The sequence below is a fragment of the Exiguobacterium sp. SH3S1 genome (assembly GCF_004337105.1).
GTDB classification, from domain to species: Bacteria; Bacillota; Bacilli; order Exiguobacteriales; family Exiguobacteriaceae; genus Exiguobacterium; species Exiguobacterium aurantiacum_A.
Map to the genome: position 1 here is coordinate 39,652 of NZ_SJUW01000003.1, position 23,184 is coordinate 62,835.

At 51.0% G+C, this 23,184-nt stretch carries 28 protein-coding genes; 19 read left to right on the forward strand and 9 right to left on the reverse strand.

The window, feature by feature from the left end; genetic code table 11:
* The first annotated feature begins 54 nt into the window (after positions 1-54).
* On the forward strand, positions 55-834 hold the full coding sequence (locus EVJ26_RS04610) for a CPBP family intramembrane glutamic endopeptidase (RefSeq protein WP_131469904.1): 780 nt from the start codon (positions 55-57) through the stop codon (positions 832-834).
* Positions 835-847: 13 nt separating this feature from the next.
* The gene (locus tag EVJ26_RS04615; protein ID WP_131469906.1) at positions 848-1,153 is read left to right on the forward strand and encodes a hypothetical protein; all 306 of its coding nucleotides are present in this window, start codon (positions 848-850) and stop codon (positions 1,151-1,153) included.
* Between the two features lie 25 nt (positions 1,154-1,178).
* Here EVJ26_RS04615 and EVJ26_RS04620 read toward each other — a convergent pair whose 3' ends face one another.
* The 3 genes from EVJ26_RS04620 to EVJ26_RS04630 all read right to left on the reverse strand — a co-directional run bounded on the left by EVJ26_RS04620 (position 1,179) and on the right by EVJ26_RS04630 (position 4,722).
* On the reverse strand, positions 1,179-2,033 hold the full coding sequence (locus EVJ26_RS04620) for a pirin family protein (RefSeq protein WP_201738331.1): 855 nt from the start codon (positions 2,031-2,033) through the stop codon (positions 1,179-1,181).
* Between the two features lie 241 nt (positions 2,034-2,274).
* Positions 2,275-3,537 (reverse strand): hypothetical protein, encoded by a 1,263-nt coding sequence (locus EVJ26_RS04625; protein ID WP_236635498.1) that lies wholly within the window; start codon positions 3,535-3,537, stop codon positions 2,275-2,277.
* A gap of 288 nt (positions 3,538-3,825) precedes the next feature.
* Positions 3,826-4,722, reverse strand: a complete 897-nt coding sequence (locus EVJ26_RS04630; protein ID WP_131457594.1) for an aldo/keto reductase — start codon at positions 4,720-4,722, stop codon at positions 3,826-3,828.
* 151 nt (positions 4,723-4,873) lie between these two features.
* Between EVJ26_RS04630 and EVJ26_RS04635 the strand changes: the two genes are divergently transcribed.
* From EVJ26_RS04635 to EVJ26_RS04650, 4 genes are all read left to right on the forward strand, one after another.
* On the forward strand, positions 4,874-5,485 hold the full coding sequence (locus EVJ26_RS04635) for a protein kinase family protein (protein WP_131457593.1): 612 nt from the start codon (positions 4,874-4,876) through the stop codon (positions 5,483-5,485).
* Between the two features lie 81 nt (positions 5,486-5,566).
* The gene (locus tag EVJ26_RS04640; protein WP_070329275.1) at positions 5,567-5,896 is read left to right on the forward strand and encodes a four-helix bundle copper-binding protein; all 330 of its coding nucleotides are present in this window, start codon (positions 5,567-5,569) and stop codon (positions 5,894-5,896) included.
* Between the two features lie 113 nt (positions 5,897-6,009).
* Entirely contained in the window at positions 6,010-6,522 is a 513-nt protein-coding gene (locus tag EVJ26_RS04645; protein WP_131469909.1) for a GNAT family N-acetyltransferase, read from the forward strand.
* 66 nt (positions 6,523-6,588) lie between these two features.
* Complete coding sequence (locus tag EVJ26_RS04650; protein ID WP_131439500.1) at positions 6,589-6,927, forward strand: zinc ribbon domain-containing protein YjdM; 339 nt, start codon at positions 6,589-6,591, stop codon at positions 6,925-6,927.
* A 40-nt stretch (positions 6,928-6,967) separates the two neighbouring features.
* Here the strand turns inward: EVJ26_RS04650 and EVJ26_RS04655 are convergent, their stop codons facing one another.
* Entirely contained in the window at positions 6,968-8,425 is a 1,458-nt protein-coding gene (locus EVJ26_RS04655; protein ID WP_131469910.1) for an aldehyde dehydrogenase family protein, read from the reverse strand.
* Between the two features lie 166 nt (positions 8,426-8,591).
* Between EVJ26_RS04655 and EVJ26_RS04660 the strand changes: the two genes are divergently transcribed.
* The 3 genes from EVJ26_RS04660 to EVJ26_RS04670 all read left to right on the forward strand — a co-directional run bounded on the left by EVJ26_RS04660 (position 8,592) and on the right by EVJ26_RS04670 (position 10,806).
* Complete coding sequence (locus tag EVJ26_RS04660) at positions 8,592-8,945, forward strand: PadR family transcriptional regulator (RefSeq protein WP_131457590.1); 354 nt, start codon at positions 8,592-8,594, stop codon at positions 8,943-8,945.
* A complete protein-coding gene (locus EVJ26_RS04665; protein WP_131457589.1) occupies positions 8,914-9,675 on the forward strand; it encodes an HAAS domain-containing protein in 762 nt (253 codons plus the stop codon). Before EVJ26_RS04660 ends, EVJ26_RS04665 begins: the two co-directional genes overlap by 32 nt.
* Before the next feature lie 180 nt (positions 9,676-9,855).
* Entirely contained in the window at positions 9,856-10,806 is a 951-nt protein-coding gene (locus EVJ26_RS04670) for an alpha/beta hydrolase (RefSeq protein ID WP_131469911.1), read from the forward strand.
* Between the two features lie 92 nt (positions 10,807-10,898).
* Here EVJ26_RS04670 and EVJ26_RS04675 read toward each other — a convergent pair whose 3' ends face one another.
* The 3 genes from EVJ26_RS04675 to EVJ26_RS14390 form a co-directional block, all read right to left on the reverse strand.
* Positions 10,899-11,174, reverse strand: a complete 276-nt coding sequence (locus EVJ26_RS04675; protein ID WP_070329268.1) for a hypothetical protein — start codon at positions 11,172-11,174, stop codon at positions 10,899-10,901.
* Between the two features lie 248 nt (positions 11,175-11,422).
* Entirely contained in the window at positions 11,423-11,818 is a 396-nt protein-coding gene (locus tag EVJ26_RS04680) for a GNAT family N-acetyltransferase (protein ID WP_131469912.1), read from the reverse strand.
* A complete protein-coding gene (locus tag EVJ26_RS14390; RefSeq protein ID WP_161567602.1) occupies positions 11,788-11,934 on the reverse strand; it encodes a hypothetical protein in 147 nt (48 codons plus the stop codon). Before EVJ26_RS14390 ends, EVJ26_RS04680 begins: the two co-directional genes overlap by 31 nt.
* Before the next feature lie 72 nt (positions 11,935-12,006).
* Here EVJ26_RS14390 and EVJ26_RS04685 point away from each other — a divergent pair, with 72 nt between their 5' ends.
* Positions 12,007-12,684, forward strand: a complete 678-nt coding sequence (locus tag EVJ26_RS04685; RefSeq protein WP_131469914.1) for a YjjG family noncanonical pyrimidine nucleotidase — start codon at positions 12,007-12,009, stop codon at positions 12,682-12,684.
* Positions 12,685-12,699: 15 nt separating this feature from the next.
* Here the strand turns inward: EVJ26_RS04685 and EVJ26_RS04690 are convergent, their stop codons facing one another.
* Positions 12,700-13,146: an NUDIX hydrolase gene (locus tag EVJ26_RS04690; RefSeq protein ID WP_131469916.1), complete on the reverse strand. Its 447-nt coding sequence runs from the start codon at positions 13,144-13,146 to the stop codon at positions 12,700-12,702.
* 54 nt (positions 13,147-13,200) lie between these two features.
* On the opposite strand from EVJ26_RS04690, the gene EVJ26_RS04695 reads away from it, so the two are divergent.
* From EVJ26_RS04695 to EVJ26_RS14450, 3 genes are read left to right on the forward strand one after another with little or no spacing between them, the layout of a single operon-like run.
* Complete coding sequence (locus tag EVJ26_RS04695) at positions 13,201-13,803, forward strand: pentapeptide repeat-containing protein (RefSeq protein ID WP_131464813.1); 603 nt, start codon at positions 13,201-13,203, stop codon at positions 13,801-13,803.
* The gene (locus EVJ26_RS04700) at positions 13,800-14,639 is read left to right on the forward strand and encodes an aminoglycoside 6-adenylyltransferase (protein WP_131469918.1); all 840 of its coding nucleotides are present in this window, start codon (positions 13,800-13,802) and stop codon (positions 14,637-14,639) included. Before EVJ26_RS04695 ends, EVJ26_RS04700 begins: the two co-directional genes overlap by 4 nt.
* Positions 14,640-14,686: 47 nt before the next feature.
* The gene (locus tag EVJ26_RS14450) at positions 14,687-14,839 is read left to right on the forward strand and encodes a hypothetical protein (protein WP_021065921.1); all 153 of its coding nucleotides are present in this window, start codon (positions 14,687-14,689) and stop codon (positions 14,837-14,839) included.
* 11 nt (positions 14,840-14,850) lie between these two features.
* On the opposite strand, the gene EVJ26_RS04705 is transcribed toward EVJ26_RS14450, so the two are convergent.
* On the reverse strand, positions 14,851-15,246 hold the full coding sequence (locus EVJ26_RS04705) for an ion channel (RefSeq protein WP_131468400.1): 396 nt from the start codon (positions 15,244-15,246) through the stop codon (positions 14,851-14,853).
* Between the two features lie 108 nt (positions 15,247-15,354).
* Between EVJ26_RS04705 and EVJ26_RS04710 the strand changes: the two genes are divergently transcribed.
* From EVJ26_RS04710 to pelG, 6 genes are all read left to right on the forward strand, one after another.
* Complete coding sequence (locus tag EVJ26_RS04710; protein ID WP_236634139.1) at positions 15,355-16,194, forward strand: glycoside hydrolase family 191 protein; 840 nt, start codon at positions 15,355-15,357, stop codon at positions 16,192-16,194.
* Between the two features lie 66 nt (positions 16,195-16,260).
* Positions 16,261-17,508 (forward strand): GAF domain-containing protein, encoded by a 1,248-nt coding sequence (locus tag EVJ26_RS04715; RefSeq protein ID WP_131457581.1) that lies wholly within the window; start codon positions 16,261-16,263, stop codon positions 17,506-17,508.
* Positions 17,509-17,512: 4 nt separating this feature from the next.
* Complete coding sequence (locus EVJ26_RS04720; protein WP_131468398.1) at positions 17,513-18,451, forward strand: tetratricopeptide repeat protein; 939 nt, start codon at positions 17,513-17,515, stop codon at positions 18,449-18,451.
* Positions 18,433-20,280 carry a DUF2194 domain-containing protein gene (locus EVJ26_RS04725; protein ID WP_131469920.1) on the forward strand — a complete coding sequence of 616 codons (1,848 nt, stop codon included), beginning with the start codon at positions 18,433-18,435 and terminating at the stop codon, positions 20,278-20,280. The genes EVJ26_RS04720 and EVJ26_RS04725 overlap by 19 nt, the downstream gene beginning before the upstream one ends.
* Entirely contained in the window at positions 20,277-21,695 is a 1,419-nt protein-coding gene (gene pelF / locus EVJ26_RS04730) for a GT4 family glycosyltransferase PelF (RefSeq protein ID WP_131469921.1), read from the forward strand. The genes EVJ26_RS04725 and pelF overlap by 4 nt, the downstream gene beginning before the upstream one ends.
* The gene (gene pelG / locus EVJ26_RS04735) at positions 21,676-23,124 is read left to right on the forward strand and encodes an exopolysaccharide Pel transporter PelG (protein WP_131457578.1); all 1,449 of its coding nucleotides are present in this window, start codon (positions 21,676-21,678) and stop codon (positions 23,122-23,124) included. Before pelF ends, pelG begins: the two co-directional genes overlap by 20 nt.
* Positions 23,125-23,184: the final 60 nt, after the last annotated feature.

A 23,184-nucleotide genomic window follows, 5' to 3' on the forward strand; every position in this document is an offset into this window, starting at 1 on the left:
TTCGAGCGAAACGTCAAATCGTCGTGAAGCACCTTTAGAAAGGGGAGACGGGTCATGACGCGGCGCCTCGTGCTATTTATCGTGTTGACGTTCGCGTGGTCATGGTCATGGTGGGGTCTGAACATCTGGCTCGTCCGCTCGACCGGTGCTTCGTCTTCGCTGCTGCATTTCGCTGGGGCGTTCGGACCGCTCGTCGCGGCATGGCTGACGACGGCTTGGACGGATGGGTGGTCAGGGTGTCGTCGATTGTTTGAGCGCGCCTATGGCCGCTTGACGATTCGCTGGACGTTACTCGCCGTGTCTCTACCCGTTTTGTTTTTCGCAATCGGTGTCCTCGTTGTCAGTATGATGCCGGAAGTCTCAAATAGTTCGAATTGGTTTGCCAACGACAAGCTTCCGGACTGGTCGCCGTTTGTGTTATGGCTCGTTTGGGTGGCGACATACGGGTTTGGTGAGGAGAGCGGGTGGCGCGGGTATTTGCTGCCGACACTATCAGAACGGATGGCGGTCCGACCGGCGACGCTCGTGGTCGCGCTCGTTTGGGCGCTTTGGCATGTGCCCGTCTTTTTATACGACCCAGATTTTCAAGACATGTCGGTGTTCATGATTGCCGGTTGGACGATTGGACTTATCTTCGGCTCCTTCTTTTTAGGCTGGTTGACCGTTCAGGCTGACTTCAGCATCTGGCCGGCCACCCTGTTTCACGGAACGTTCGATTTTTTGAGCGCCGGGGATGCGTTGCCGGACTTCATTCCGGCGATCTCATCGGTACTTTTGATTGGACTCGTGCTCGTATTGGCCCGTCGTTATGACGAGCAATTTCATAAACGTTGAAAGTAGGGATTGGATGGAAACGGTTATTTTAGTGATTGGGATCATCGGAGTGATTTCTTTAATGTTTTTCATGTCAAACCAGTGGATGGGATATAGCAAAAGCAATATCGTCATGACGCTCGATGATCATCACACGGACTTGAATCAATACGTGCCGGCGATTTTGACGAAACTCTATGAGGACGGCAAGTCGGCCCATTATCTCGGCGACCGGAAGTTTGAGGTGGACGGGAAACGATACGTCCTCGTCGAACGGACTGTACCGATCGGTCGGGTTCCGACCCAGCAGACGGTACTCATGCCGGATAAAACGAAGTAAAGCCACGCGGCCGCGTGGCTTTTTGTTATTGTGCCGGGGGTCCGAAACTACCGGCATGATAATCGCGGAACGCTTGGCGAATCTCGTCCTCGGTATTCATGACGAACGGACCATGGGCGATGTAGTCCTCACGGATCGGCTGTCCTGAGTAGACGAGCAGGCGGGCCCGTGACGTCGCTTTGACGCGGAGTGCGCTCATGCTGTCCGCTGTTTCGTCGTACGTGAGCGTCGCCACGTGCGTTTTCGCGAGCGGGGTCGCCGACGTGCCGAGCTCGACTGAACCGGCGAGCACGTAGACGAATCCGTTATGATTTGTCGGCAAGACGTGCTCGTAGACGGCACCGGCTTTCAAACTGATTTCGCTCATCGTGATCGGCACGAGGCTGTTCATCGGCCCCGTTACCCCGGCGACGTCGCCGGAGTAGACGCGCATCTGCCCGCCGTCGATTGGTACGACCGGGGCGTCTTCGACATATACGTTCTGATAGGAAGTCGTCGTCGATTTGAGCGATTTTGGCAAGTTGAGCCATAGTTGCAGCGTATGGATCAAGTCGTCATCGACGGCTTCCTCGGCATGCCGGGCCGCCCAACCGGCGTTCATATATTGAACGTCACCGGCGTCTAAAATCGAGTGACCGCCATGGTTATCGATATGTTCGAGCCGACCGTCGATGACGTAGGTGATCGTCTGAAACCCGCGGTGCGGATGGTCAGAGAATGTGCCACGCTTGAACCAATCCTCGGCCATTAAAATGAAGGGGTCGAACTCGTCTTTTCGTTCCGGGGGTAACACCCACCCTTGTTGGACGTGCGGATAGCCGTTCTGTTTATACGTGACTTGCCAGTGTGCGGCGACATCGCGGTCAAATCGTTTCGTCATCAGACCATCTCCTTCGGAAGCGTTTGGCTTCATTGTCGCATATGGCCGATCTTGAAACGGGTGATTTTGCTCTCTGAACGTGCAAAGACAGACGGGCAGGAGACCGTCTGTCAATAAGGGGCGAGCGACAGCCAGGTGGCGCTGTCCTCGGAACTGAGTTTGTAGTGGTTACCTTTGGTCGTGACATAGACGTCCGTCTTTTTGGACCATTCATGGAGCATCACGTCGAACGTTTGGGACTTTACTCCATGAATTGGGCCTGCCACTTGGCCGCATCGTCGCGGAGCAGCTGGAAATGAGACCCTGTCTTCGTATTCGTCAAAAACACGTCATTTCCTTCATAGCTGACGTCGAACGTTTGCGCACATATGCCTTCGAAGACGGTCAAATAAGGGTTCGGGGCAGGTGCGCCGGCTTTCGAGACGGCTTTCGCGCGCTCGATCGCATTGAAGATGAATTGCGTATCGTCAGCTGTAGCGTGGCTTAAAAACGGCTCGTCTTTCGATTCCGTACCGATCAAGGCGAGCTCGTGAAAGACGACGTGCCGGCGGTGGTCGAATTGTTGGCGCATTTCGTTCTTCAAGCTATCCCCGCGCAACAAGGTTTCTTCTTTATAGGTGATCGACACGACTTGTTTATGGGCTTTTCCATCGCGGGTGAACGAGAAGCTGAACAACGGATAGCGTTTGTTCGCTACGAGTGTCGATGGGAGCGTACTAGCTTGCTGGGCTCCTAGAAAACGGTCGAACGACGCGTCGAACGGTCGGATCACGTCGCGATAGAGCTCTTGGTTTGACGAGGTATAAATCCCGTAGCGCTGTTCGCCATCAGCCGACTCGGTACCAAACCCGATCGAGAGAAACGGCTGTCTAGAAGATAAATCAATAGGGACCACGAGGGTCTCGGCCGTATCCGTTGACTCGAACGTGAACTCATATGAACCGTTGAACGGCATCGTCACGTGGACGAGCGTTTGCTCGAGAGCAGTCCGGAGCGGATACGGTTCGTTGCCGACCGGTTTGTCCATCTCGTTTAGAAATTGAAGTCGTTCGTGCGGTTGAGCGTTTCGCAGTTTCGAGATGGACGGATAAGTGACGGACAAGTCTTGAAAAGCCGTGAGACTGTCGGGAACGGATGCGACTTGTTTGATATAAGTGATTGTTCCTACCTGACATTGCACGTAAAACTGATTCTCCACTTCAAAGAATGTGGCGGTCGGGAACGCTTCGGTTGACGTTGTCGTCGTCAACGGCTGCGTCAACGTGACCGTTCCGACTAAACGGCGGTCGCCGGCGGGAACGGTCGTGATCGCATCTTCTGGATAACAAGCATCGAGCACGTTCGTCCGGTCGGACTCGGTCATCTCGATCTGTTGCCCCGAAGGAAGCGTGGCGCGACCTTGATAGTACTCTGGAGCTGTATGTAAACGAAAAGCATGTTCTTCCTCACATCCAAACAGGAATGATAAAATGGCGAGCGTACAGAAAAGCAGGTACTTTTTCACAGCGGTGCACTCCTTCGATGAATAACTTTCATCATTGTAGCACCATTTTTTTGTGACTTTAGTCTTAGGAAAACTAATGTGTTTTTTTAAATAAAAAAGCGAAAAACCCGCTCGACTTGAACTGAGCGGGTCTGATTTACACTTATGGATATGAAATGGAATTTCTCGATTTCAACGTTGTCGATTTTTGACGAATGAACCTTTATATAGCGTCATTGCTAAAAAACGAATAGAAAGCGTTGAAATGAATTATGGGTTTTATAGGTATTTATTGGTTTTTATATTCTTTTAGTCGACGTCGCGACCGCGTGAAGCTTTCAAAATTTCGAACCATTCTTCACGGCTGAGCTCGATTTCGAGTGCGTCGACACCGGTGCGGACTCGTTCAATTTTCCCAGAGCCGATGATCGGCATGATATTGACCGGATGCTTAAGTAGCCAAGCATAGACGATTGAATCGATACCGCTAGCGTCATGACGGACGCGGATCTCTTCAAGTTTTTCACGAAGCGGCGCGTAGTCGTCTGCAGAGAATAACTGGCCTCCGGCGAGCGGGCTCCAGGCCATGAGCGGCATCCGCTTTTCGTGACATAGGTCGACAGAACCATCTTCGAAATGTTTCAACTGCATCGGCGAGAGCTCGAGCTGGTTCGTCACGAGTTGGAACGGTAGCCGTGACTGCAGCAATTGCTGTGTCGACGGCACGTGGTTCGAGACGCCGAACGTCCGGACTTTTCCGCTCTGTTGCAACGTGATGAACGCCTCGGCGACTTCATCTGGATCCATGAGCGGATCGGGACGATGGATCAAAAGTGTATCAATCTGGTCAATTCCGAGCTCGCTCAAAGAACGTTCGGTTTGGCTGATGATATGTGCTTTCGTCGTATCATAATGGTTGAGCGTTTGGCCGGGGTTGAATGAGCCGGTCAATTTGATGCCCGTCTTCGTCACGATTTCGATTTGGTCGCGAAGCGAAGGTTTGAGGCGCAACGCCTCTCCAAATAATCCTTCACACGTATACCCGCCATAAATGTCGGCGTGGTCGAACGTCGTGATGCCGAGCTCGATACATTGCTCGATGAACGTGAGACGCTCCTGTGGGCTCATCTCCCATTCGGCGAGACGCCACATTCCGTGGATGATGCGTGAGAACGATAAGTCTTCCGTTAGTGCGATTCGTTGCATAATCGATTCCTCCTAATTGTCTGTCGCTTTCATTATACGGGTATTGTCCAACAGCGTCACTTTCTGCGCGCGAGCAGGGATGCTGAAACAGGGTCAATCGTGACGGAATCCGTTATGATAGACGAGAGACAAACAGAAAGAGGAGTTCTTCATGAATTGTTATGAAATTTATGCGGACGTGTCGTTCGAACAAGACGTTCACGAGACGCGTGTCACCGCTTATCACCAAGACCTCGAGCTGCATGGGATCGGACGGAGCGCCGCCGTATTTCGCGTGAAAGATACGCGACTCGTCATCAAAGTGTTCTTCCCGGGCTATACTCAAATCGCGGCGGAAGAAGCCGTGATTTATCGTACGCTCGAAGGGCTGCCCCAGTTCCCGCATTTGTACGAAGTCGGGCCGAACTATATCGTCATCGATTATATCGAAGGTAAGACGCTGTTCGAGTGTTTGACCGAAGGGATTTGGATTGATGCGGCGTACATCGAGCAAGTCGACGAGGCGCTGATTAAGGCGCGGCAGCTTGGACTGACCCCGTCAGACGTACATTTGCGCAACATCATCCTCAGTCCGCAAGGCCGCATCTATTTGATCGATTTGGCCCGGTTCCGGCAAGGGCAGCATATCGACCATCAATGGGAAGACTTGAAACGGATGTATCGGCTCTATCGGCTCCGCTTCGTGCCGAAACGATATTCCGAGCGGCTGTTGAACGGGATCGCCTATTTATACCGCACGTTTGTCAACGATCCGAGACGTTAGTCGAAGGTCGTTTTTATTTTGGCGATTAGGGAACAACAGTAACGTATCGTTGTCGTGTCACTAAAAAAGGAGGACGTCCGAATGGCTCACCGAATTTATGCGAATGAACTCGAAACGTTGCATGACTGTGTGGAGACGTGTAACTACTGTCTTGAATCGTGTCTTGAAGAGCGCGATGTGAAGATGATGGTCGATTGCATCCGGCTCGACCGCGAATGTGCCGCTATGTGCTCGTTCCTCGCCGAGGCGATGACACGCGATTCGGCGTTCGTGCCCGAACTCGCACGGGCTTGTGCGGTCATGTGTAAGGCGTGCGCCCAAGAGTGCGAAAAACATAAGCACGAGCACTGCCAAGAGTGTGCGCGCGTTTGCTTCGAATGCGCTTCAATGTGCGACCGCTTAGCAGCTTGAGCGGAAAAAGGTCAGTCGACGCGGCTGACCTTTTTTTGTGGAAAATGCGTCGCGACGTGTGTTTTGAGAGCGAGATACGTATAATGAAGAAAACTCATGAAAGTGGTGTATGTATGATCCGTAATTGCCGTCGTGACGACCTTCAAGCCGTCTTACATATTTACAATGACGCCATCGTCAACAGTACTGCCGTCTATCACTATGAACCGGTGACGCTTCAAAATCGAGTCGCCTGGTATGAAGATAAAAAAGCGTCCGGACACCCTGTCATCGTCTGGCAAGACGGCGACGTCGTCATGGGTTTCGCCACGTTTGGTCCGTTCCGTCCATGGCCGGCCTATCATTACACGATCGAACATTCTGTCTACGTCCATCCGGGCTATCGCGGCAAAGGTGTCGGCAACAAGTTGCTTCGTGAGATCATTCGCATCGCGGAAGCGCGTGACTATAAGACGATGATCGGCGGAATCGACGCTGCCAACATCGCGAGTATCAAAGCGCATGAAAAACTGGGCTTCGTTCATTCAGGGACGATCAAACGAGCCGGCTACAAATTTGGGAAATGGCTCGACCTGTCATTTTATCAATTGGATTTGACAGGTCCCGAAACACCGCTAGAAGGCTAAATGTTGTCTATCGACACTTCTGAAATACGGTATACTGGCAACAGTGAATCGAATGGAGGAATCAAGATGACAGAACTACCGAATTGCCCAAAATGTCAGTCGGCCTACGTCTATGAAGATGGCGCTCTGCTCGTCTGCCCGGAATGTGCTTACGAGTGGTCACCGAGCGAGGCGGCCGAGGCCGAGGCGGACGCTGAGGTTAAAGACGCGAACGGGAACGTGCTCCAAGATGGAGATACGGTCACGGTCATCAAAGACTTGAAAGTGAAAGGTACGTCACTCGTCGTCAAACAAGGGACGAAAGTGAAAAGTATCCGCCTCGTCGACGGTGATCACGATATCGATTGCAAAATCGATGGGTTCGGCGCGATGAAGCTCAAGTCAGAATTCGTCAAGAAACTATGAAAAAACTGTTTCGGTCCACGGACCGAAACAGTTTTTTGTATTACGAGAAGAACGGCTTGTATTCACGGCGTTCATGCATGACAGATACCCATTGGAGCGTCGTGAACTCCTCGAGCACCCATTCGCCGTTGAAGCGGCCGAGCCCTGAGTCTTTCTCACCGCCGAACGGCAAGTGCGGCTCGTCGTTCACCGATTGGTCGTTGATGTGGATCATCCCGGTCTCGACGCGGCGAGCGAACTCGGTCGCCCGGTAAATCGAACCGTGGACGGCTCCGCTAAGACCATATGGAAGTTCGTTCGAGATATGGAGCGCTTCTTCGTCGTCTTTGAATGACAAGATGACGGCGACCGGTCCGAAGATCTCATTTTTGGCGAGCGGCATGTCGTTCGTGACACCGCTAAGGACGGTCGGTTCGAGCACGTTGCCGTTCGCTTTGCCACCGACGTGGAGCGTCGCCCCGGCGTTGACCGTCTGATCGATTTGGTCGAGGATACGATCGATTTGATCATGGTCGATGAGCGGTCCGACTTGTGTATCGGCTTCATTCGGATTTCCGAATTTAAGGCCGCGGACACGTTCGTTGAACCGTTCGAGGAACGTGTCATGAATCGATTCGGCGACGAGAATCCGGTTCGTCGACATACAGATCTGACCTTGATGGAAGAACTTGCTGTAGACGGCCGACTCGACAGCGCGGTCGATATCAGCATCGTCTAGGACGACGAAGACGTTGTTGCCGCCGAGTTCGAGCGCGGTCTTCTTCAACAGACGTCCGGCCTTCTCCGCAATGCCTTTCCCGACCTCGGTCGATCCCGTGAACGAGATGAGTTTTGGGATCGGGTGCTCGACGATGGCATCGCCAATCTCAGAGCCGCGACCGACGACGATATTCAAGACGCCTTTCGGGAGCCCGGCTTCTTCAAACAATGAAGCGAACAGGAGCCCGCCAGTGACCGGTGTCGCCGTCGCTGGTTTGACGACGACCGTGTTGCCGGTCGCGAGCGCCGAGACGATTGAACGGACTGCGAGATGAAACGGGAAGTTCCATGGGCTGATGACGCCGATGACGCCGAGCGGCTTCCGGTAGACCCGGTTCTCTTTGTTCGGTACGATCGACGGTTTGATCAGGCCGTCCATCCGGAACGGGAACGTCGCCGCCTCTTTAATGATTGCCATCGAGGCAGCGAATTCGCCTTCTGCCTTGATGCGGGTGCTGCCTGACTCTTTCACGAGCCAGTCGATGATGTCGTCTTTATAGTGTAACGTCAGTTCAGCGAACCGCTCGATCAGGGCGCGGCGCTCTTGCGGCAGCATGACCGCCCATTCGCCTTGCGCTTCCTTAGCTACCTGATACGCCTTGTCGAGATCGGACTCGTCTGCTGACCGGATCGAGAACAGCTTCTCGTCCGTGAACGGGTTGACGTTGTCGATCGACTTGTCGCTCGAACCGTCTACCCACTGGCCGTCAATGTACATCTTCGTAAAATCGGTATGCATAACAACACTCCTTTATTTTTTCTTCACCATAAGAAGTATTCACCTCTTGTCAAAAACTAAACATTGGAATGTGCACTAGCTTGCTTTACAAACTAGTTGATTTTGGTATCTTTATCCATTACTATTGTGTATAACAAGTTAGTTTGAAGGGAAGCAGGGTTGCGCTATGGCAATGAGTCAAATGTTGAAAGGTCTGCTCGAAGGGTGTCTGCTCGCCATCATCGCGAAAGGGGAGACGTACGGCTATGAGATGTCGGAGAAACTTCAAGCGTACGGTTTCACGATGGTGAGCGAGGGGAGTATTTACCCGGTGTTGCTGCGGATGAAAAAGGAAGGATGGGTCGAGACGATTCAAAAACCTCTGCCTTCGGGGGGACCGAAACGAAAGTATTACGTATTGACGGAAGCTGGGGGGCAGGAACTGATGGCGTTCCGGAAGCGTTGGGCAGATGTGTCGAGCGGTGTCGACCGCGTACTAGGAGAGGGGAATGAACGTGGAACTTTCGAAAAAGAGTCGTGATTTTTTAGATGATTTGGCGGTCTATCTCATGTCGAGTGGGAAATCAGAACGGGAAGTGCAAGACGTGACCGCAGAATTGAAAGACCATTTGGAAGAAGCAGAGAGGGCAGGGAAGGACGTGACCGATGTCGTCGGACAGAGCCCTGAGGCGTATATGCGCCAACTCGGGAGCGAGATGGCGTTTGACGTGAAAGGGGTAGTGAAAGTTGTCGGCATGATCATTCCGAGCGTATTCGCCTACATCATCATCGGAAACTTTATTCAAGGAGAGATGACGTTCTCGACGGTCCAACTGATCGGCTTCCCACTCGTCGCCGTCATACTTTTACTCGCCGTGACACAAGTGTTCCGTAAGATGTCGACCGGTTCGTCTCGCGGCAAGATGAAAACTGGGTTGACGTATGCCGCGCTCGGTGCATTGCCGATGACGCTATTCCTAGGCTTGATGACTTTCGACCTGCTCGTTGAGACACCGAAGATCACGTTTGGGACGGTCGGGCAGTTCGTGTTGTTCGGGCTAGCAGTGCTCACACTCGTCATCGTGTCGGTGTGGACGAAGACGTGGATCAATCTGATTATTCCACTTCTACTGTTTGTGCCGCAATATGTGTTCGCGCAAACGAGCCTGCCGCTTGAACAACAGTTGATTTTCTCAATGATGGTTCTGTTCGTCGGCATGGGAATCGTTATGTTCGTCTGGTGGAAAAAGAATCAACAGGAGGAAGTCTAAGACGTTTGTCATAGATGCTAGCTCGATTGTTAGGCATCGCTTGGACGGTCTTGTTCGTTATCGGTGTCGTCTTGGCATTCTTTTATCATTCTAAATTTCGAAAAGTGTGCGAGTCTGCTTAATGACGGGTTCGGCTGGGAATAGGAAACTGTACGCCAATAGAGAAAGAAGGGGTTCCCATTGCCAGTCAATCCGACGATTCAATTTTATTTGGATCAATTTAAAAATCAGATGTCACCCACATATGAGCAAATGAACCCACTCGAGTTAAGACGACAGGAAGATGAAGTGCTGACGAGGTTCCAGCATAAAGAGCACGTTCACGAAGTCGAGGACTTGGATCTCTCGCTCCCAGGGCGTACGCTCCCGATTCGGATTTATCGGTCAGGAGCAACGACCGCCCCGGCACTTGTCTACTATCACGGCGGCGGTTACGTCACCGGCAGCATCGAGACACACGATGCGATTTGCCGCACCCTCGCGAACGAGGCGGACTGTACCGTCATCTCGGTCGGGTATCGCCTCGCGCCGGAACATAAATTTCCAGCCCCAGTCGAAGACGCTTACGATGCACTCGTTTGGATCGGGGAACACGCTTCGGAATTAAACGTAGATGCGTCACGACTCGCCGTCGGCGGCGACAGTGCCGGCGGGACGCTCGCCACGGTCAGCGCATTGATTACGAGTGAGCGCGGGGGGCCGTCACTCGTTCATCAGCTCCTGTTTTACCCGGTGACCGGGACCGAAGAGAACTTGCCGTTATCTTTGATTGATTACGCTACCGGCTACTTGCTTGACGAAGGGTTGATCCGTTGGTTCCAGCAGCAATATTTTAATGACGAAAATGAGTTGACACATCCGTATGCGTCGCCAATTTTGTCCGATCGCTTAGAACAACTGCCTGCGACGACACTACTGACGGCCGAGTACGACCCGCTCCGTGACGTCGGGCGGGCTTATGCGAACAAATTGATCAGCCTCGGTGTCCCGGTGACGTATAAAAATTACGGGGGGCTGATCCACGGCTTCACGAACTACTATGCGTTCGTCCCAGAGGCGAAACGGGCGGTGAAAGAGGCGGCTCATTGTTTAAAAACAGCGTTTGAGAACCAAAAAAATATTCTTGGATAAGAGAAGAGGACCATTCTGACCTATTGTCGGAACGGTCCTCTTCTCTTATGAGTACGCTCGCACCATCAGACTCTGTTGCAAGGCGTGTTATTTCATGCTTTCGATAAACTCGGGAAGCGACAGCCTTCCGGGAAAAGGTGGCCGTCACTCATACGGATCATCCATTGTCCGTCACGTGCACGTGACGCACGTCGTTCGACATCGGCCAAGTCAGGTGTGAATTCAAAGACGATTTCCGCGATCCCATCAAAGGAGAGCCGTGCCACGACGTCGACGTGTTCGAGCGGGGGCGCCGAGCCCGAAACGGAGACAAATAGCTCCGGTTCGTGTTGGACAGTGAACCCTTGCTTCTCTTGAACTACCCCCACCTACGCCTTGCTTAGAGGTGGAGGATTCCTGAGTTATCCGACCTATCAGCCGGAACCTGATCAGGCTACCCCCGTCGTCCCGACGGTTGGAAGTTGACCTTGTCCGTTTCTTTAGTGCTGATGCCTACTTTGCTTGGTTTTCGCTACTTCGGTCATCCGCTAGGTGAACGTTGAAGATTTTACGTGACAGACGAACTTCCTGCCACAACCCTATATCTTCAGTTTTCAAGGAACGTGACACTTATTTTTTACCTGATTTCAGGAAGTTCAAACACGATGTCGAACCATTGACGTATCGAAAGACACGCCTGGTTCGAAGGCGATTCATCTCCCACTTTCACTAGGGCTTCGCCCGCGTCGTTTAGAAGTGGGAGTATTCTCGCCTGATTTTGATAAAATGGTTCGAGGCCCTCGTCACAAGCCAAAATATAGGGCAATCCATCGGAGTCATATTGTTTGAAGAGGTGCTTGAAGACGCGGGTGGCGAGTCCTTGTCCTTGTCGGTCCTCGTCCGTCATGACCGTCCCGATTTGATACATCTCACGAGCGGTTCCGTCCGTCACGAGGGTCATCCGGCTCATGCTGACGTTCGAGATGATGTTCCGGTAGAACGTCAACGAATAACAGCGATATCGGTGGTCCATTCACCGTCCAAATACCATCCGCGAAAATCGATGCCGAACATCTCGTCGGTCAGATAGAAAAATGATTCACGTTCTTTATCTGAATACTCGAGATTGGTGATCGGTCGTTTAGCCATGTGACTCACTCCTTGTTTTGAACTTCTCGGCCTGTTCCTGTACATTAGAGGCAGAGAGGGGTAATTCAAATTATGAAACGGTATGAAGCTATTTTATTTGATGTCGACGATACGTTGCTAGACTTTAAACGGAGCGAGCACGTCGCCTTGGAGCAATTGCTCGCCTCACATAACGTCCGGATGACCGATGCGTTAAAACAACAATACGTGACGATCAACAACGGGCTATGGCGCGCGTTTGAACGCGGTGAGGTCGGACGAGAAGACGTCTTGATGGGCCGCCACACGCAACTGTTCGACACGCTCGGGATTGCGATCGATGCGCATGAAGTCGAACAGCGCTATCGGGACCATTTGCACGACGGGGTGCACATCATCGATGGGGCACTCGAACTCGTGCAAACCCTCAGTGAACAGTATCCGCTCTATATCGTCACGAACGGTGTGACAGAGACACAGTTCAAGCGGCTTGAGGCGTCGGGGTTGCTCCCGTATTTCAAGGACGTGTTCGTCTCCGACGCGACGGGATCGCAAAAGCCGATGAAACCGTTCTTCGATTACGTGTTCGAACGTGTCCCGAACGTGTCGCCAGAGCGCGGGCTCATCGTCGGTGACTCGCTGACGGCGGACATCGCCGGAGGACGCATGTACGGCCTCGATACGTGTTGGTACAACCCGGATGAGGTTGCGGCAACGGTCGAGACGACGTATGAGATTCGAGACTTGAACGAACTAAAAACGATCTTGTGACGCGTGGCTACTAGGTCAGCGGTCAATGAAATGAGGCGGCAATGTCTCGGGCAACGTATAGAGCGTCTCTGGATACAACGTCAGTTCGCGTAACTGCTCGAGCGGCTGCCAACGATAGATGAGGTGATCTCCTTCTGGTCCGTGAAAGTCGCCGGTCCGGAGCGGTAGGTCACCCGATACATAAAAATACATGCCGATCTCATGAACCGTGCGTTCTAAGTACGTGAAGAAATTTTCGGAGACGCAAGCGAACGTCGTTCCCGTCAGTGTCGCGTTGAGCTCTTCTTCCAGTTCGCGCATCAAAGCGAGTTCGGCTTGTTCCCCGATAGCGACACGACCGCCCGGCAACGCCCAAAAGTCGTCATTTATGTTTCGGTGGACCAACAAGTGCCCGTCTTTCACCCAAATGCCGGCGACGCGGTAGTTGAACGTGCCTTGATTGGTCGGAAATACGATATCCATCTTTCATCACTCCATTCCTTTAGCTACAACCAGTATACGCCAAGGAGGCAGGGCATGTTTCAATCAAATGCAGTCTATGAGGGAGAAGATTTTCGAGAGGAGACGCTCCGCGACCTTCAACTTTCACATACGACGTTCGAGAACTGTCGGTTCACGTACATCGACGCGACCGAGTTCGAGACCGAGCAGTGCCGCTTCATCAACTGTGACTTTACCGACTCGAAATGGAACGCGTCGCGCCACGTCGGCAGTTCGTTTTTAAACTGTCAATTCAATGGGGCGAATTTGTTTTTAAGTGAGTTCGATCAATGCAAGATGACAGGTTCTTCGTTCGAGTCGTGTACGTTTGAGGGCGTGACCGTTCGTGGGGGCGACTGGTCGTTCGTCAATTTACGTCACGCACCGCTCCGAAAAATGGATTGGTCGGATGTTCGTCTAGTAGAGGCTGATTTGTACGGGGCGGACTTGAAGGAGTCGCGCTGGACGAACGCTGCGTTGACACGTGCCGTCCTGCAGCATGCGGACTGTACGGCTGCCGACTTCATAGGTGCTGACATGGACGGGGTCGATTTCACGGACGTTACGCTCAAAAAGACGAAACTCGACGTCATGCAGGCCGTCCAAGTCGCGCGTTCGCTTGGGGCCATCGTCGAGTGAAACAGGAGACCGTGCTTGGAAAACTGCTCGCTTTCGCGACTGAACGGGCCGACGTCCGCAGCGTCATCTTGAACGGGTCGCTCGTCAATCCGAACGTCGCACCGGACCGCTTTCAAGATGTGGATGTCACATTTTTCGTTCTGGACGTATCATCGTTTATAACGGATCGGTCTTGGATCGACCGGTTCGGCGACGTGTTGATCATGCAGACCCCGGACGAGTCACCGTCTCAAACAAGATACGAGCGGTTTGCGTTTCTCGTCCAGTTTGCAGCCGGTCATCGGATCGATCTGACCGTTCGCCCTGTTCACGCCGTGGAGGAGGCGATTGCGGAAGATTCGCTCAGTCTCGTCATGCTCGATAAAGATGACACGGCAGGCCTGCCTGTGCCGAGCGATGAGACGTACCGAGTCGAACGTCCGAGCGCGTTTGACTATGTGTCGTGTTGGAACGAGTTTTGGTGGGTGTCATTGTATGTCGTGAAAGGACTGAAGCGCAATCAACTGCTGTATGCGCTCGATCACGTGACGATCATGCGAGACATGCTCCGACAGATGATGGCGTGGGATGTCGGATATAGGACCGGCTTTTCCGCGAATATCGGGAAAGCTGGGGACGCTTTGGTGAACCACTTATCAAATCAAGCTTGGCAAGCATACTTACGGACATACCCGGTCGCGGATCCTGCGGCGATTGCAGCCGCGTTTGAAACGTTGGTCGAGCAGTTCTGCGTCTTCAGTCGGCGTGTTTCGGAGAAAAGTGGCAACTCATTTCGGGACGACGAGTCCAAGCGGATTCGTGACGCTTTTTCGACGCTTTGGACTTCAAACGATTAGTTTTTAGCCGAGTCGGGAAACCCCCTCTATAGAAGGGGGAATGACGCTTGAATCCGTATACGACGTTCATCGCGCTCCTAGTGGGGAGTTTACTCTTATTTGTCGGCATCCGGACGAAGAAATGGCCAATCGTTGTCGTGGCCTTATTTCCGCTTGGACTCGTCGCATTCAATTTGTACTTATTGATCACTGGACGCTAGAAGACTGCTTGTCAGTCTTCTTTTTTATACATCGATTTTACGAAAAACGCGGTCGGGAGCAAGATTCCGATTGCCGCTTCGAGTAGGGCGAACAGACGGGCCGGCCCAACCGGCAGTAAGTCACCGAATCCAATTGATAGAAGCGTGACGCCGCTGAAATAGAGCAGATTTTGCCATGATGGCTCGACAGCGGTCATCGTCTCAAGTGACGTGACGAGAATGACCCCGTCCCACGACAACGCGTAATACACCAAGGCAAATCCGATCAACACGCCTAACAAGCTGATAAAAAGGTGGCTGAATAACCGGCCGTCAAATCCAGTCTGCCGGTACGTCTGTCGGCGGAAGAAGGTATATACGTTCAGTCCGACGAATAAGAGGGCAACCGTCAGTAAAATCGTATTCATCCTCATCTCTCCTTTTTTGCTAAGTCATACTAAGTTGTTTCCCTGAACAATTGACGTCAAACGGACCTGATTGCACCATGAAGGATTCTGCGACAAGGAGGTGTCCGTGTGCGACGCTTTAGGTTGACGAGTTTAGTGCTGCTTCTGCTGTTAGGTGGATGTGCCACGAAGAAACCATTTGATTTTGATAAAATCAGCTCGTATAAAATTTTTTACAACATTCCGACCGAGGCGATTATTGAGGATATGACCCGGTATGATCTCGTGATCATCGAACCGATTTGGTATACACCGGAACAGATTGAAGCGATTCGTTCGAACGGCACGAAAGTGCTCGGTTATATAAACGTGATGGAGGCGGACACGTGGAATCGGGAACTGATCGGTCAAATGAAACAAGATGATTTTTTCTATCGGGACGGAGAGCGGATTTATTTTCCGAAATGGGATTCTTATTTGACGGATATCAGTTCGGACCATTTTCGGAAGATTTTGATGCGCGAAATTCAAAAGCAAGTCATCAATAAACACTTGGACGGTATCTTTTTAGACACGGTTGGAGATATCGACGATGTACACCTCGACTATCCCGAAGACTTGACTGAACAATTGAACGGGTTAGAAGCATTTTTAAAAGCGATTAAACAGACTTACCCCGGGGTCCCGATTGTACAAAATTGGGGAATCGAAACGCTTGAACGAACGAGCGCTCCATACGTGGATGGGTTCATGTGGGAGGGGTTCAATTATTCGGAGATCACATCGGACTCTTGGTCGATGGACATGTTGGACCGGATGAATGTGATTCAAGAACAGTATGGGACTGCGGTACTTACCGTTTCGGACCAAGAGGAAGCCATTAGTCGAGACTTGGCGGAAGCGAACGGGTTCATCCATTATCATGAACCCACTTATTACGATACGTGGGATTTTCAGGAAGGAGATTAAGAAAATTAGCAGGGGAATTTGCTGCGAGCGCCAAATAAGTAAGCATGACATTCGTGTTATGAAGCTGTGACTAATCGTTGGGAGGGGATTATCATTCTATATGCTCAAGACCGCCCGTGGATTAAGTGGGCCGAAATTCTTGTCGTGTTTACTCTGTTGATTGGAATCGATTTAGCTTTCAATTTAGGGACGATTCAAAATGATTTGAACCTATTTTATGTAGCCGCCATCTTATTCGCGCTACGTTACGGAACAACCTTTGGATTGATTAGTTTCGCCGTCTTGCTGCTGTACAAAGTCCTCTACACCGGACTTGTCGGAGGCGATATCTTCTTACTGTTCTACGATACAAACTCACTTCTCACCCTTTTCTATTACTTCGCACTCACCGTCATCGTCGGCTTGTTTAGCACTTCATTTCGAGAGCGTTATGAAATCAGTCAGTTTCGCAACGAAGAACTGAAAGATGAAAACACGTATTTGAAAGAGACCGTCGATTTACTCAACACTTCGCAAACGACTCTTCGTCAAAAATTACTTCAATCGGAATACAGTTTAAATCAATTGTACGAACTAGCTGTCTCGCTTGACTTGCCACATCCTGAATTGATTCGTAGCGAGACGATTCGTCTGCTTAAAAAATATTTCTTGGCGAGCGACGTCGCCATCTATCATGTCGATCGATCGCAAAAGTCGATGCGTCTAATCATTCGCCAAGCCGAGAAGAAAGAGTTTCCACAAACAATTTTCTTAGATGAGGCGTCGAGTATGTTCAAACGTTTCTTCCAAGTCCAAGAAACGATGTTACGACAACTCGATGATGACGACACGGATCCGATGTTGCTCGCTCCGATCGTGATTGACGGAGAGACGCGTGAAGTTGTCGTCATTAAGCGTCTGCCGCTCCGGAAACTGACGACAGATGACCTCCACGTATTAAATATCCTGTTCTCATGGATTGGGACGCGAATCACAAACGCGCAAAACTTGATTCGTAAAGAGCAACACGAGAAGCTCTACCCGGGCACATCGTTCTATAAGAAAGAGGCGTTCATCGAGATAATGGCGCTTCAAGAGCAAAAGAAACTTCATCACGACCAACCGTTCATCGTACTCGAGTATGCGCTCGGTTATGAACCAGTCTCGCTCGAAAGTATTGAAGCGATCGTGCAGTCGTATTTGCGAGAGATTGATATTGTCGGTTATGACGAAGACGAGAACAAGCTCTTGCTGCTACTCCCAGGAACGAGTGAGGAGAACCGTCAACGAATTTATGATCGGATCGAAGGGATTTTGATCCAGAAGGGAGTGTGAGTTCATGGAAGCCATCGACAGTTTAGTTTGGATTGGGCTCTATGTGATTCACGCAATCTTAGCGTTCGTTTTGTTAGTGGTGTTGAAGCGGAAAATGAAAGCGCTAGACTACGGGGTGGCAGTGGTCGCTTTATGCTTCGGCCTATTTTTACCTTTTGTCGCTGAAGTCGCAGTATATGCGATTTATCGCTTCGCAGAACGCTTTGATCGGAGCGGACTGATTGAAGATTACGATGAGTATATTGATTTTCGGGTCGTCAATTATGAGCAGATTCGGCACGATGCGAAAACGAGCTCTAGCCTGTTGCCGTTAGCCGATGCCATCAATTCAAAAGATCCCGCGATCCGCAAGCACTCGATTTTGACGCACGTCAACCAGTCCATCAATAACCAAGGGAAATACTTGCAGATGGGGCTTGAGAGCACGGACAGTGAAACGGTCCATTATGCGGCCGCGACGATGAACATTCTCATCAATCAGTATGAGCAGGAATTGAAATTGGCGAAGCGTGAATACGATTTAGGAAACCCGGAAACGATTCGCCGGCTAGCGACAATATACAAACGGATGGTTCACAGTGAACTGATCACGGAAGTCATGTTGAAAGACAAACGCGAGGCCTGGTTAAAAGAGATTTTGACAGCGAAGACACTGTATCCGCCGTCTTCATGGATTTATGAGGATTTAAACGAAGTCTACATCACGTTAAAACGTCCGAGAGATCAGCTCGAAATTTTGAAGGAGTATGTTCACCATTTCCCGGAACGCATCGAGGCCCACCTCATGCTCATCGACTTTTACTATGAACGGGAGCGGTGGACCGAGGTGAAGGCTGTCATGTTTATGATGCAAACACAATTTTCGTTAGACGATGTGCCGTATGAGCACCGACTGTTGTTTGAAGAATGGAGTGACTCGACATCATGGAAAAACGAACTATAATCTCATTCTCGCTCTTCATCGTGTTATTTCTCGTCGTCGTCGGTGCAATCCAATACTTGAGGATCCATTCCTTGCATACGTTGTTACCGAACGTTGCTGAACAACGAATGAATATCGATCAATTGCAAGGGGATGCTTCCGCTAAAACAGGAGAGCACCAACTTCAAGTTTACCTTGTCCGAGACGAAGGTGATTTGGCGGTCAATACGGCAGATAATTTATTGCATGGCTTGCGTTACGCCAAACTAGACGTTCGAGAAATTGAGGCGGGCGAGGTCAGTTCGATCGTGCCGTCGCCCTACAGTATCATCATATTTACAGGCGAAAAAACCACGACATGGCCATTGCAAGAGACGAAACGGTTCGTCGAACAAGGAGGCAATGTCGTGTTCGCCAACCGCTTCAAAGACCCCGCTTGGAATGAAGTGACAGGTATCGAAGAAATCGGTGAATTCGTTCCAGATGTTTATGGTCTGAACTTCGAAGAAACGATTTTCCCGGGTTATGTCGACTTGAATCCACCGGACGATCTGTTCGTCCATAGTGTCGTTGACTTCGCAATTGCAGACGAAGTGAACGTTATGCTGTCAGCGGAAGGGTTTCCCGTCCTTTGGGAATATGAGGTCGGTGACGGGAACGTTCTGTACTGGAATACAACGACCACCGATCAAAAGATGATTCGCGGACTGTTCGTCCAAACGCTCGGAACGTTACCGCCTGCGTTCGTGGGTGCCCAAGCGGCGATTAAGCTCATGTATATCGATGACTTTCCGGCTCCAGTCATGGACGGCAAGATGAAAGATGTCTCGGCGACACCACTCGATAAATCGGTTAAAGACTTCTTTGCCGAAGATTGGTGGAAAGACATGGTCGACATGGCTCAAGATGACGACATCATTTACACGGGCGCGATGATCGGGACGTACGAAGAAGAGATGGAACTGCTAGATGAAAAATTGATTAAACGCGGCGAGTTCCCGATGCTCTATTTCGGCCGAAAACTATTGGCGCAGGGTGGTGAAATCGGGTTGCACGGATATAACCACCAATCGCTTGTCACGGCCGATGAACCGATCGATCCGACGTACGGATATATTCCGTGGAAAGACAAGGACGAGATGAAGCGTTCGCTGCTACAGGCAGAATCGGTATTTGCTAACTATTTCCCGGCAGAACAACTCAAATCATACGTCCCACCTTCGAATGCACTCAATCGTACCGGTGTCGACGCGATTGCTGAGGCGTTGCCTGAACTGCGGACGATTGCGTCACTCTATACCGGTGACCCGGAAAGTGGTGATTTTGTCCAAGAGTTCGAATTTGATACGACACATGCCGGAATCTATCATTTCCCGCGCATCACGAGTGACTACGGGGAAGAAAGAGGTTCGATTTTCCAAATGGTTGATGCCATCGCTAACTTTGGAGTGTTTTCACACTTTATCCACCCGGATGACGTCATCGACCCAGACCGTGCCTTCGGTCGAGACTGGGATACGATGTTTACGAGCCTACGCAAAATCGTCCACGACGTAAATGACCATTATCCTCACCTGGAAGCCTATACACAGCACTATGCGACGGAAAAACTAATCACGTATCAAGAGGCAGACTTGAACGTCACGTTTGATGACGAGACCATTTATTTGACTGGGGACGGACTCGTCAATCCGTCACACTTTACCGTCCGTCTAAAAGTCGGCCAATCATTGGACACAGGCGAGTTCGCATTCGGTACGGTCGAGCAGATGGAGGCGGACCGTCCACTCTATCTCGTCCAATTGACATCAGCGAACGCTGAAATCGCCATCAAGGGGGACCCACAATGAAGATTGGGCTCGTGTTAGAAGGGAGTTACCCGTATGTGAGCGGAGGTGTCTCGAGTTGGACGCAGACGCTGATTGAAGCGATGCCGGAAGTCGAGTTTGAAATCATCTCGATTCAGCCGTCGGTCAAGCGACCAGAAGATATGAAATATAAGTTGCCGCAAAACGTGTCAGGAATCACGCACCTTTATTTAAGCGATACGGATAAAAAGGCGAAGGGTCGAATGAAACTCGACGCCGAAGACGAACGGAAAATTTCCGAATGGCTCATGTTGAAAAACCCGAATCGGCAAGCGCTCGGCATTCTCGGGAAACAAGTCCCGTCAAGCCAAGCCTTCTTCTCAAGCGAGTTCTTTTGGAGCAACGTAAAAGCAGCTTACGCAGAAGAAATGAACGGCGGATCGTTCATCGACTATTTTTGGATGTGGCAGAGTATGTATATGCCGATCTTGCGTGTGTTGCATCAACCGTTACCAAAAGTCGATCTCGTCCACTCCATCTCGACAGGCTACGCCGGCGTCGTCGCATCTTACATGAAAGAGACGCAAGGCATCCCGTTCATTTTGACCGAACACGGCATCTACTCACGTGAACGCGAGGAAGAAATCCTTCAGTCTTATTGGATTCCGTCCCCTTACAAACCGAGGTGGGTTCGCTTTTTCCACCACTTGTCACGCGAGGCGTATAACGCGGCCGATGAGATTATCACGCTGTTTGAGCGGAATCGCGAATATCAAGAGTGGATTGGGGCGCCTAGCGAGAAGACAAAAATTATCGCCAACGGGATTGACGACCGTCATATCCGCGCTACGCTTGAGCGAGCCGAGAATGATGTGTTCCAAATTGGGGCCATCGTCCGCCTCGTTCCGATCAAGGATTTGAAGACGATGATCTATTCCGCAAAAATCCTTCAAGAGCGCCATCGGCTGTTTAAACTGACAATCATGGGTCCGCTTGATGAGGACGAAGAGTACGCTGAAGAGTGTCATCTACTGATTGAGCAGAGCGGGCTGACCGACTATGTCGAACTCGTCGGGAAAGTGAACGTGCAAGACTGGTTGCCGAAATTTGATTTGTTGTTGTTGACGAGCATATCGGAAGGGCAGCCGCTCGCCATTTTAGAAGGGATGGCGGCTGGCATCCCTTGGGTGGCGACCGATGTCGGGGCTTGTTCGGAACTACTTTACGGACGCGCTGACGATCCGTTCGGTCCGGCCGGCTTCATCGTTCCTCCGGTCCATCCGGAAGCCATCGCTGACAAAGTCGAATGGATGATGGATTATCCGCGCGAACGGATGCGCTTCGGTAAAAACGGCCGCGAGCGTGTCCGTCAGTATTATCGATTGCAACAGTTCGTCGACCGCTATAAAGCCATCTATGAAGCGAGGAGGGAACAGTATGGCGGGCATCGGGTTTAAGTTACAAAAGTTGTTTCAAGAAGACTATTACTCTTCAAGACTGAAGGCGTACACGTTTTCCGGGCTCGTCACATCAGGCCCTTGGCTGATCGTCATCCTCGTTGTCGGTACGATTCAATGGTTGGCGTTTCAGATGCCGATGTTGTCACTCGAGGAACGGACGCTGTTTATGCTATCCGTGTCTTACGCGTTCATTTTCTCGCAAATTCTATTTAGTTTTCAGCAGCTCGTCGTCACGCGATACGTGGCCGATTTATTTTATGAAAAGAAAGCCCATGAGATCTTTCCTGTCTTCACCGGCATGTTAAAAGTGACGATTCTTGCTGCCGTCGTCATGTATAGCGTGTTTTGGCTGATTTCACCGCTCGGTTTAGCCTATAAGCTCGTCCTGTTCGTCTTATTCATGACCATCAACGTTATCTGGGTCATGTTCTTGTTCTTGAGCGCCGCCAAATTTTATCAAGCGGTCGCTTACAGCTTCTTGCTAGGCGGGGTTATTTCAGTCGCGAGCGTCTATTTGATCAGTCGTCTCATGGTCAACCCATCGAGCCTCGAACTTCTGTTTGGCTTTACCGTTGGGATGGTCGTGACGCTGTTCGGGCTATTCTTCGCGATGCTCCGAACGTTCCCGCTCAGGTATGCGACGCGAGAATTTTCATACTTCCGGTACTTTGATAAGTATCCGGACTTGTTCGCCATCGGTGTGTTATACGTGCTTGGGATCTGGGTGACCAACTTCATCATCTGGTTTGGTGAAGGGCGCATGGTGATTGCCGATTCGTTCGTGTTCAATCCGTATTATGACACGGCCGTGTTCTGGTCGTACTTGACGATCATCCCGACCCAGCTCTTGTTCGTCGTCGCTGTCGAGACAAGGTTTTACGAGCGCTACCGAACGTTTTACGGCTTGATCAATTATGGCGGGGCGTTACACCAAATTGAGAAAGCGAAGCAGACGATGACGACGGTGTTGAAAAATGAATTGATCCGACTTGGGCGAAGTCAAGGTGTTGTCACCTTGTTCGCGATCCTGATGGCGGGTGTGTTCGTCGGGTGGATCGGTGTCCCGGAAGAAGTCGGCCAGATTTTCCGGATGACGACGCTCGCCGCGTTCGCGAACGCGATGATTCTCGTACTGACGCTGCTCTTGCTGTATTTTGAGGACCGGCGTGGGGCGTTGTTCGTCAGCCTCTCGTTCTTCATACTGAACGCCTTGTTCACGTTGTCGTTACTATCGCGCGGGATCGATTGGTATGGGGTCGGCTTTGCTGTCAGCACGACGATCACGTTCTTTATCGCAGGACTGCGCTTGATTTATTTTATGGGGAAGGTCGATTATTACGTGTTTGCGGCCTCGAACCGTCGTAAGCTCGGGACAGAACGGTTCTCGCATTTTGGGACCGCGCTCAACCGTCGCTTCTCGCGTTAAAGAGTTTGCATTTTTCAAAAAGATTGATATGATGTGGTCGAAGATGACCAAATTTCATAA

Excerpts from the sequence above, each read along its gene's own strand:
- EVJ26_RS04610 (WP_131469904.1), top strand. The coding sequence starts at position 55 with ATGACGCGGCGCCTCGTGCTATTTATCGTGTTGACGTTCGCGTGGTCA.
- EVJ26_RS04615 (WP_131469906.1), top strand. The coding sequence starts at position 848 with ATGGAAACGGTTATTTTAGTGATTGGGATCATCGGAGTGATTTCTTTA.
- EVJ26_RS04620 (WP_201738331.1), bottom strand. The coding sequence starts at position 2,033 with ATGACGAAACGATTTGACCGCGATGTCGCCGCACACTGGCAAGTCACG.
- EVJ26_RS04630 (WP_131457594.1), bottom strand. The coding sequence starts at position 4,722 with ATGCAACGAATCGCACTAACGGAAGACTTATCGTTCTCACGCATCATC.
- EVJ26_RS04635 (WP_131457593.1), top strand. The coding sequence starts at position 4,874 with ATGAATTGTTATGAAATTTATGCGGACGTGTCGTTCGAACAAGACGTT.
- EVJ26_RS04640 (WP_070329275.1), top strand. The coding sequence starts at position 5,567 with ATGGCTCACCGAATTTATGCGAATGAACTCGAAACGTTGCATGACTGT.
- EVJ26_RS04645 (WP_131469909.1), top strand. The coding sequence starts at position 6,010 with ATGATCCGTAATTGCCGTCGTGACGACCTTCAAGCCGTCTTACATATT.
- EVJ26_RS04650 (WP_131439500.1), top strand. The coding sequence starts at position 6,589 with ATGACAGAACTACCGAATTGCCCAAAATGTCAGTCGGCCTACGTCTAT.
- EVJ26_RS04655 (WP_131469910.1), bottom strand. The coding sequence starts at position 8,425 with ATGCATACCGATTTTACGAAGATGTACATTGACGGCCAGTGGGTAGAC.
- EVJ26_RS04660 (WP_131457590.1), top strand. The coding sequence starts at position 8,592 with ATGGCAATGAGTCAAATGTTGAAAGGTCTGCTCGAAGGGTGTCTGCTC.
- EVJ26_RS04665 (WP_131457589.1), top strand. The coding sequence starts at position 8,914 with ATGAACGTGGAACTTTCGAAAAAGAGTCGTGATTTTTTAGATGATTTG.
- EVJ26_RS04680 (WP_131469912.1), bottom strand. The coding sequence starts at position 11,818 with ATGGACCACCGATATCGCTGTTATTCGTTGACGTTCTACCGGAACATC.
- EVJ26_RS14390 (WP_161567602.1), bottom strand. The coding sequence starts at position 11,934 with ATGGCTAAACGACCGATCACCAATCTCGAGTATTCAGATAAAGAACGT.
- EVJ26_RS04685 (WP_131469914.1), top strand. The coding sequence starts at position 12,007 with ATGAAACGGTATGAAGCTATTTTATTTGATGTCGACGATACGTTGCTA.
- EVJ26_RS04690 (WP_131469916.1), bottom strand. The coding sequence starts at position 13,146 with ATGGATATCGTATTTCCGACCAATCAAGGCACGTTCAACTACCGCGTC.
- EVJ26_RS04695 (WP_131464813.1), top strand. The coding sequence starts at position 13,201 with ATGTTTCAATCAAATGCAGTCTATGAGGGAGAAGATTTTCGAGAGGAG.
- EVJ26_RS04705 (WP_131468400.1), bottom strand. The coding sequence starts at position 15,246 with ATGAATACGATTTTACTGACGGTTGCCCTCTTATTCGTCGGACTGAAC.
- EVJ26_RS04720 (WP_131468398.1), top strand. The coding sequence starts at position 17,513 with ATGGAAGCCATCGACAGTTTAGTTTGGATTGGGCTCTATGTGATTCAC.
- EVJ26_RS04725 (WP_131469920.1), top strand. The coding sequence starts at position 18,433 with ATGGAAAAACGAACTATAATCTCATTCTCGCTCTTCATCGTGTTATTT.
- pelF (WP_131469921.1), top strand. The coding sequence starts at position 20,277 with ATGAAGATTGGGCTCGTGTTAGAAGGGAGTTACCCGTATGTGAGCGGA.
- pelG (WP_131457578.1), top strand. The coding sequence starts at position 21,676 with ATGGCGGGCATCGGGTTTAAGTTACAAAAGTTGTTTCAAGAAGACTAT.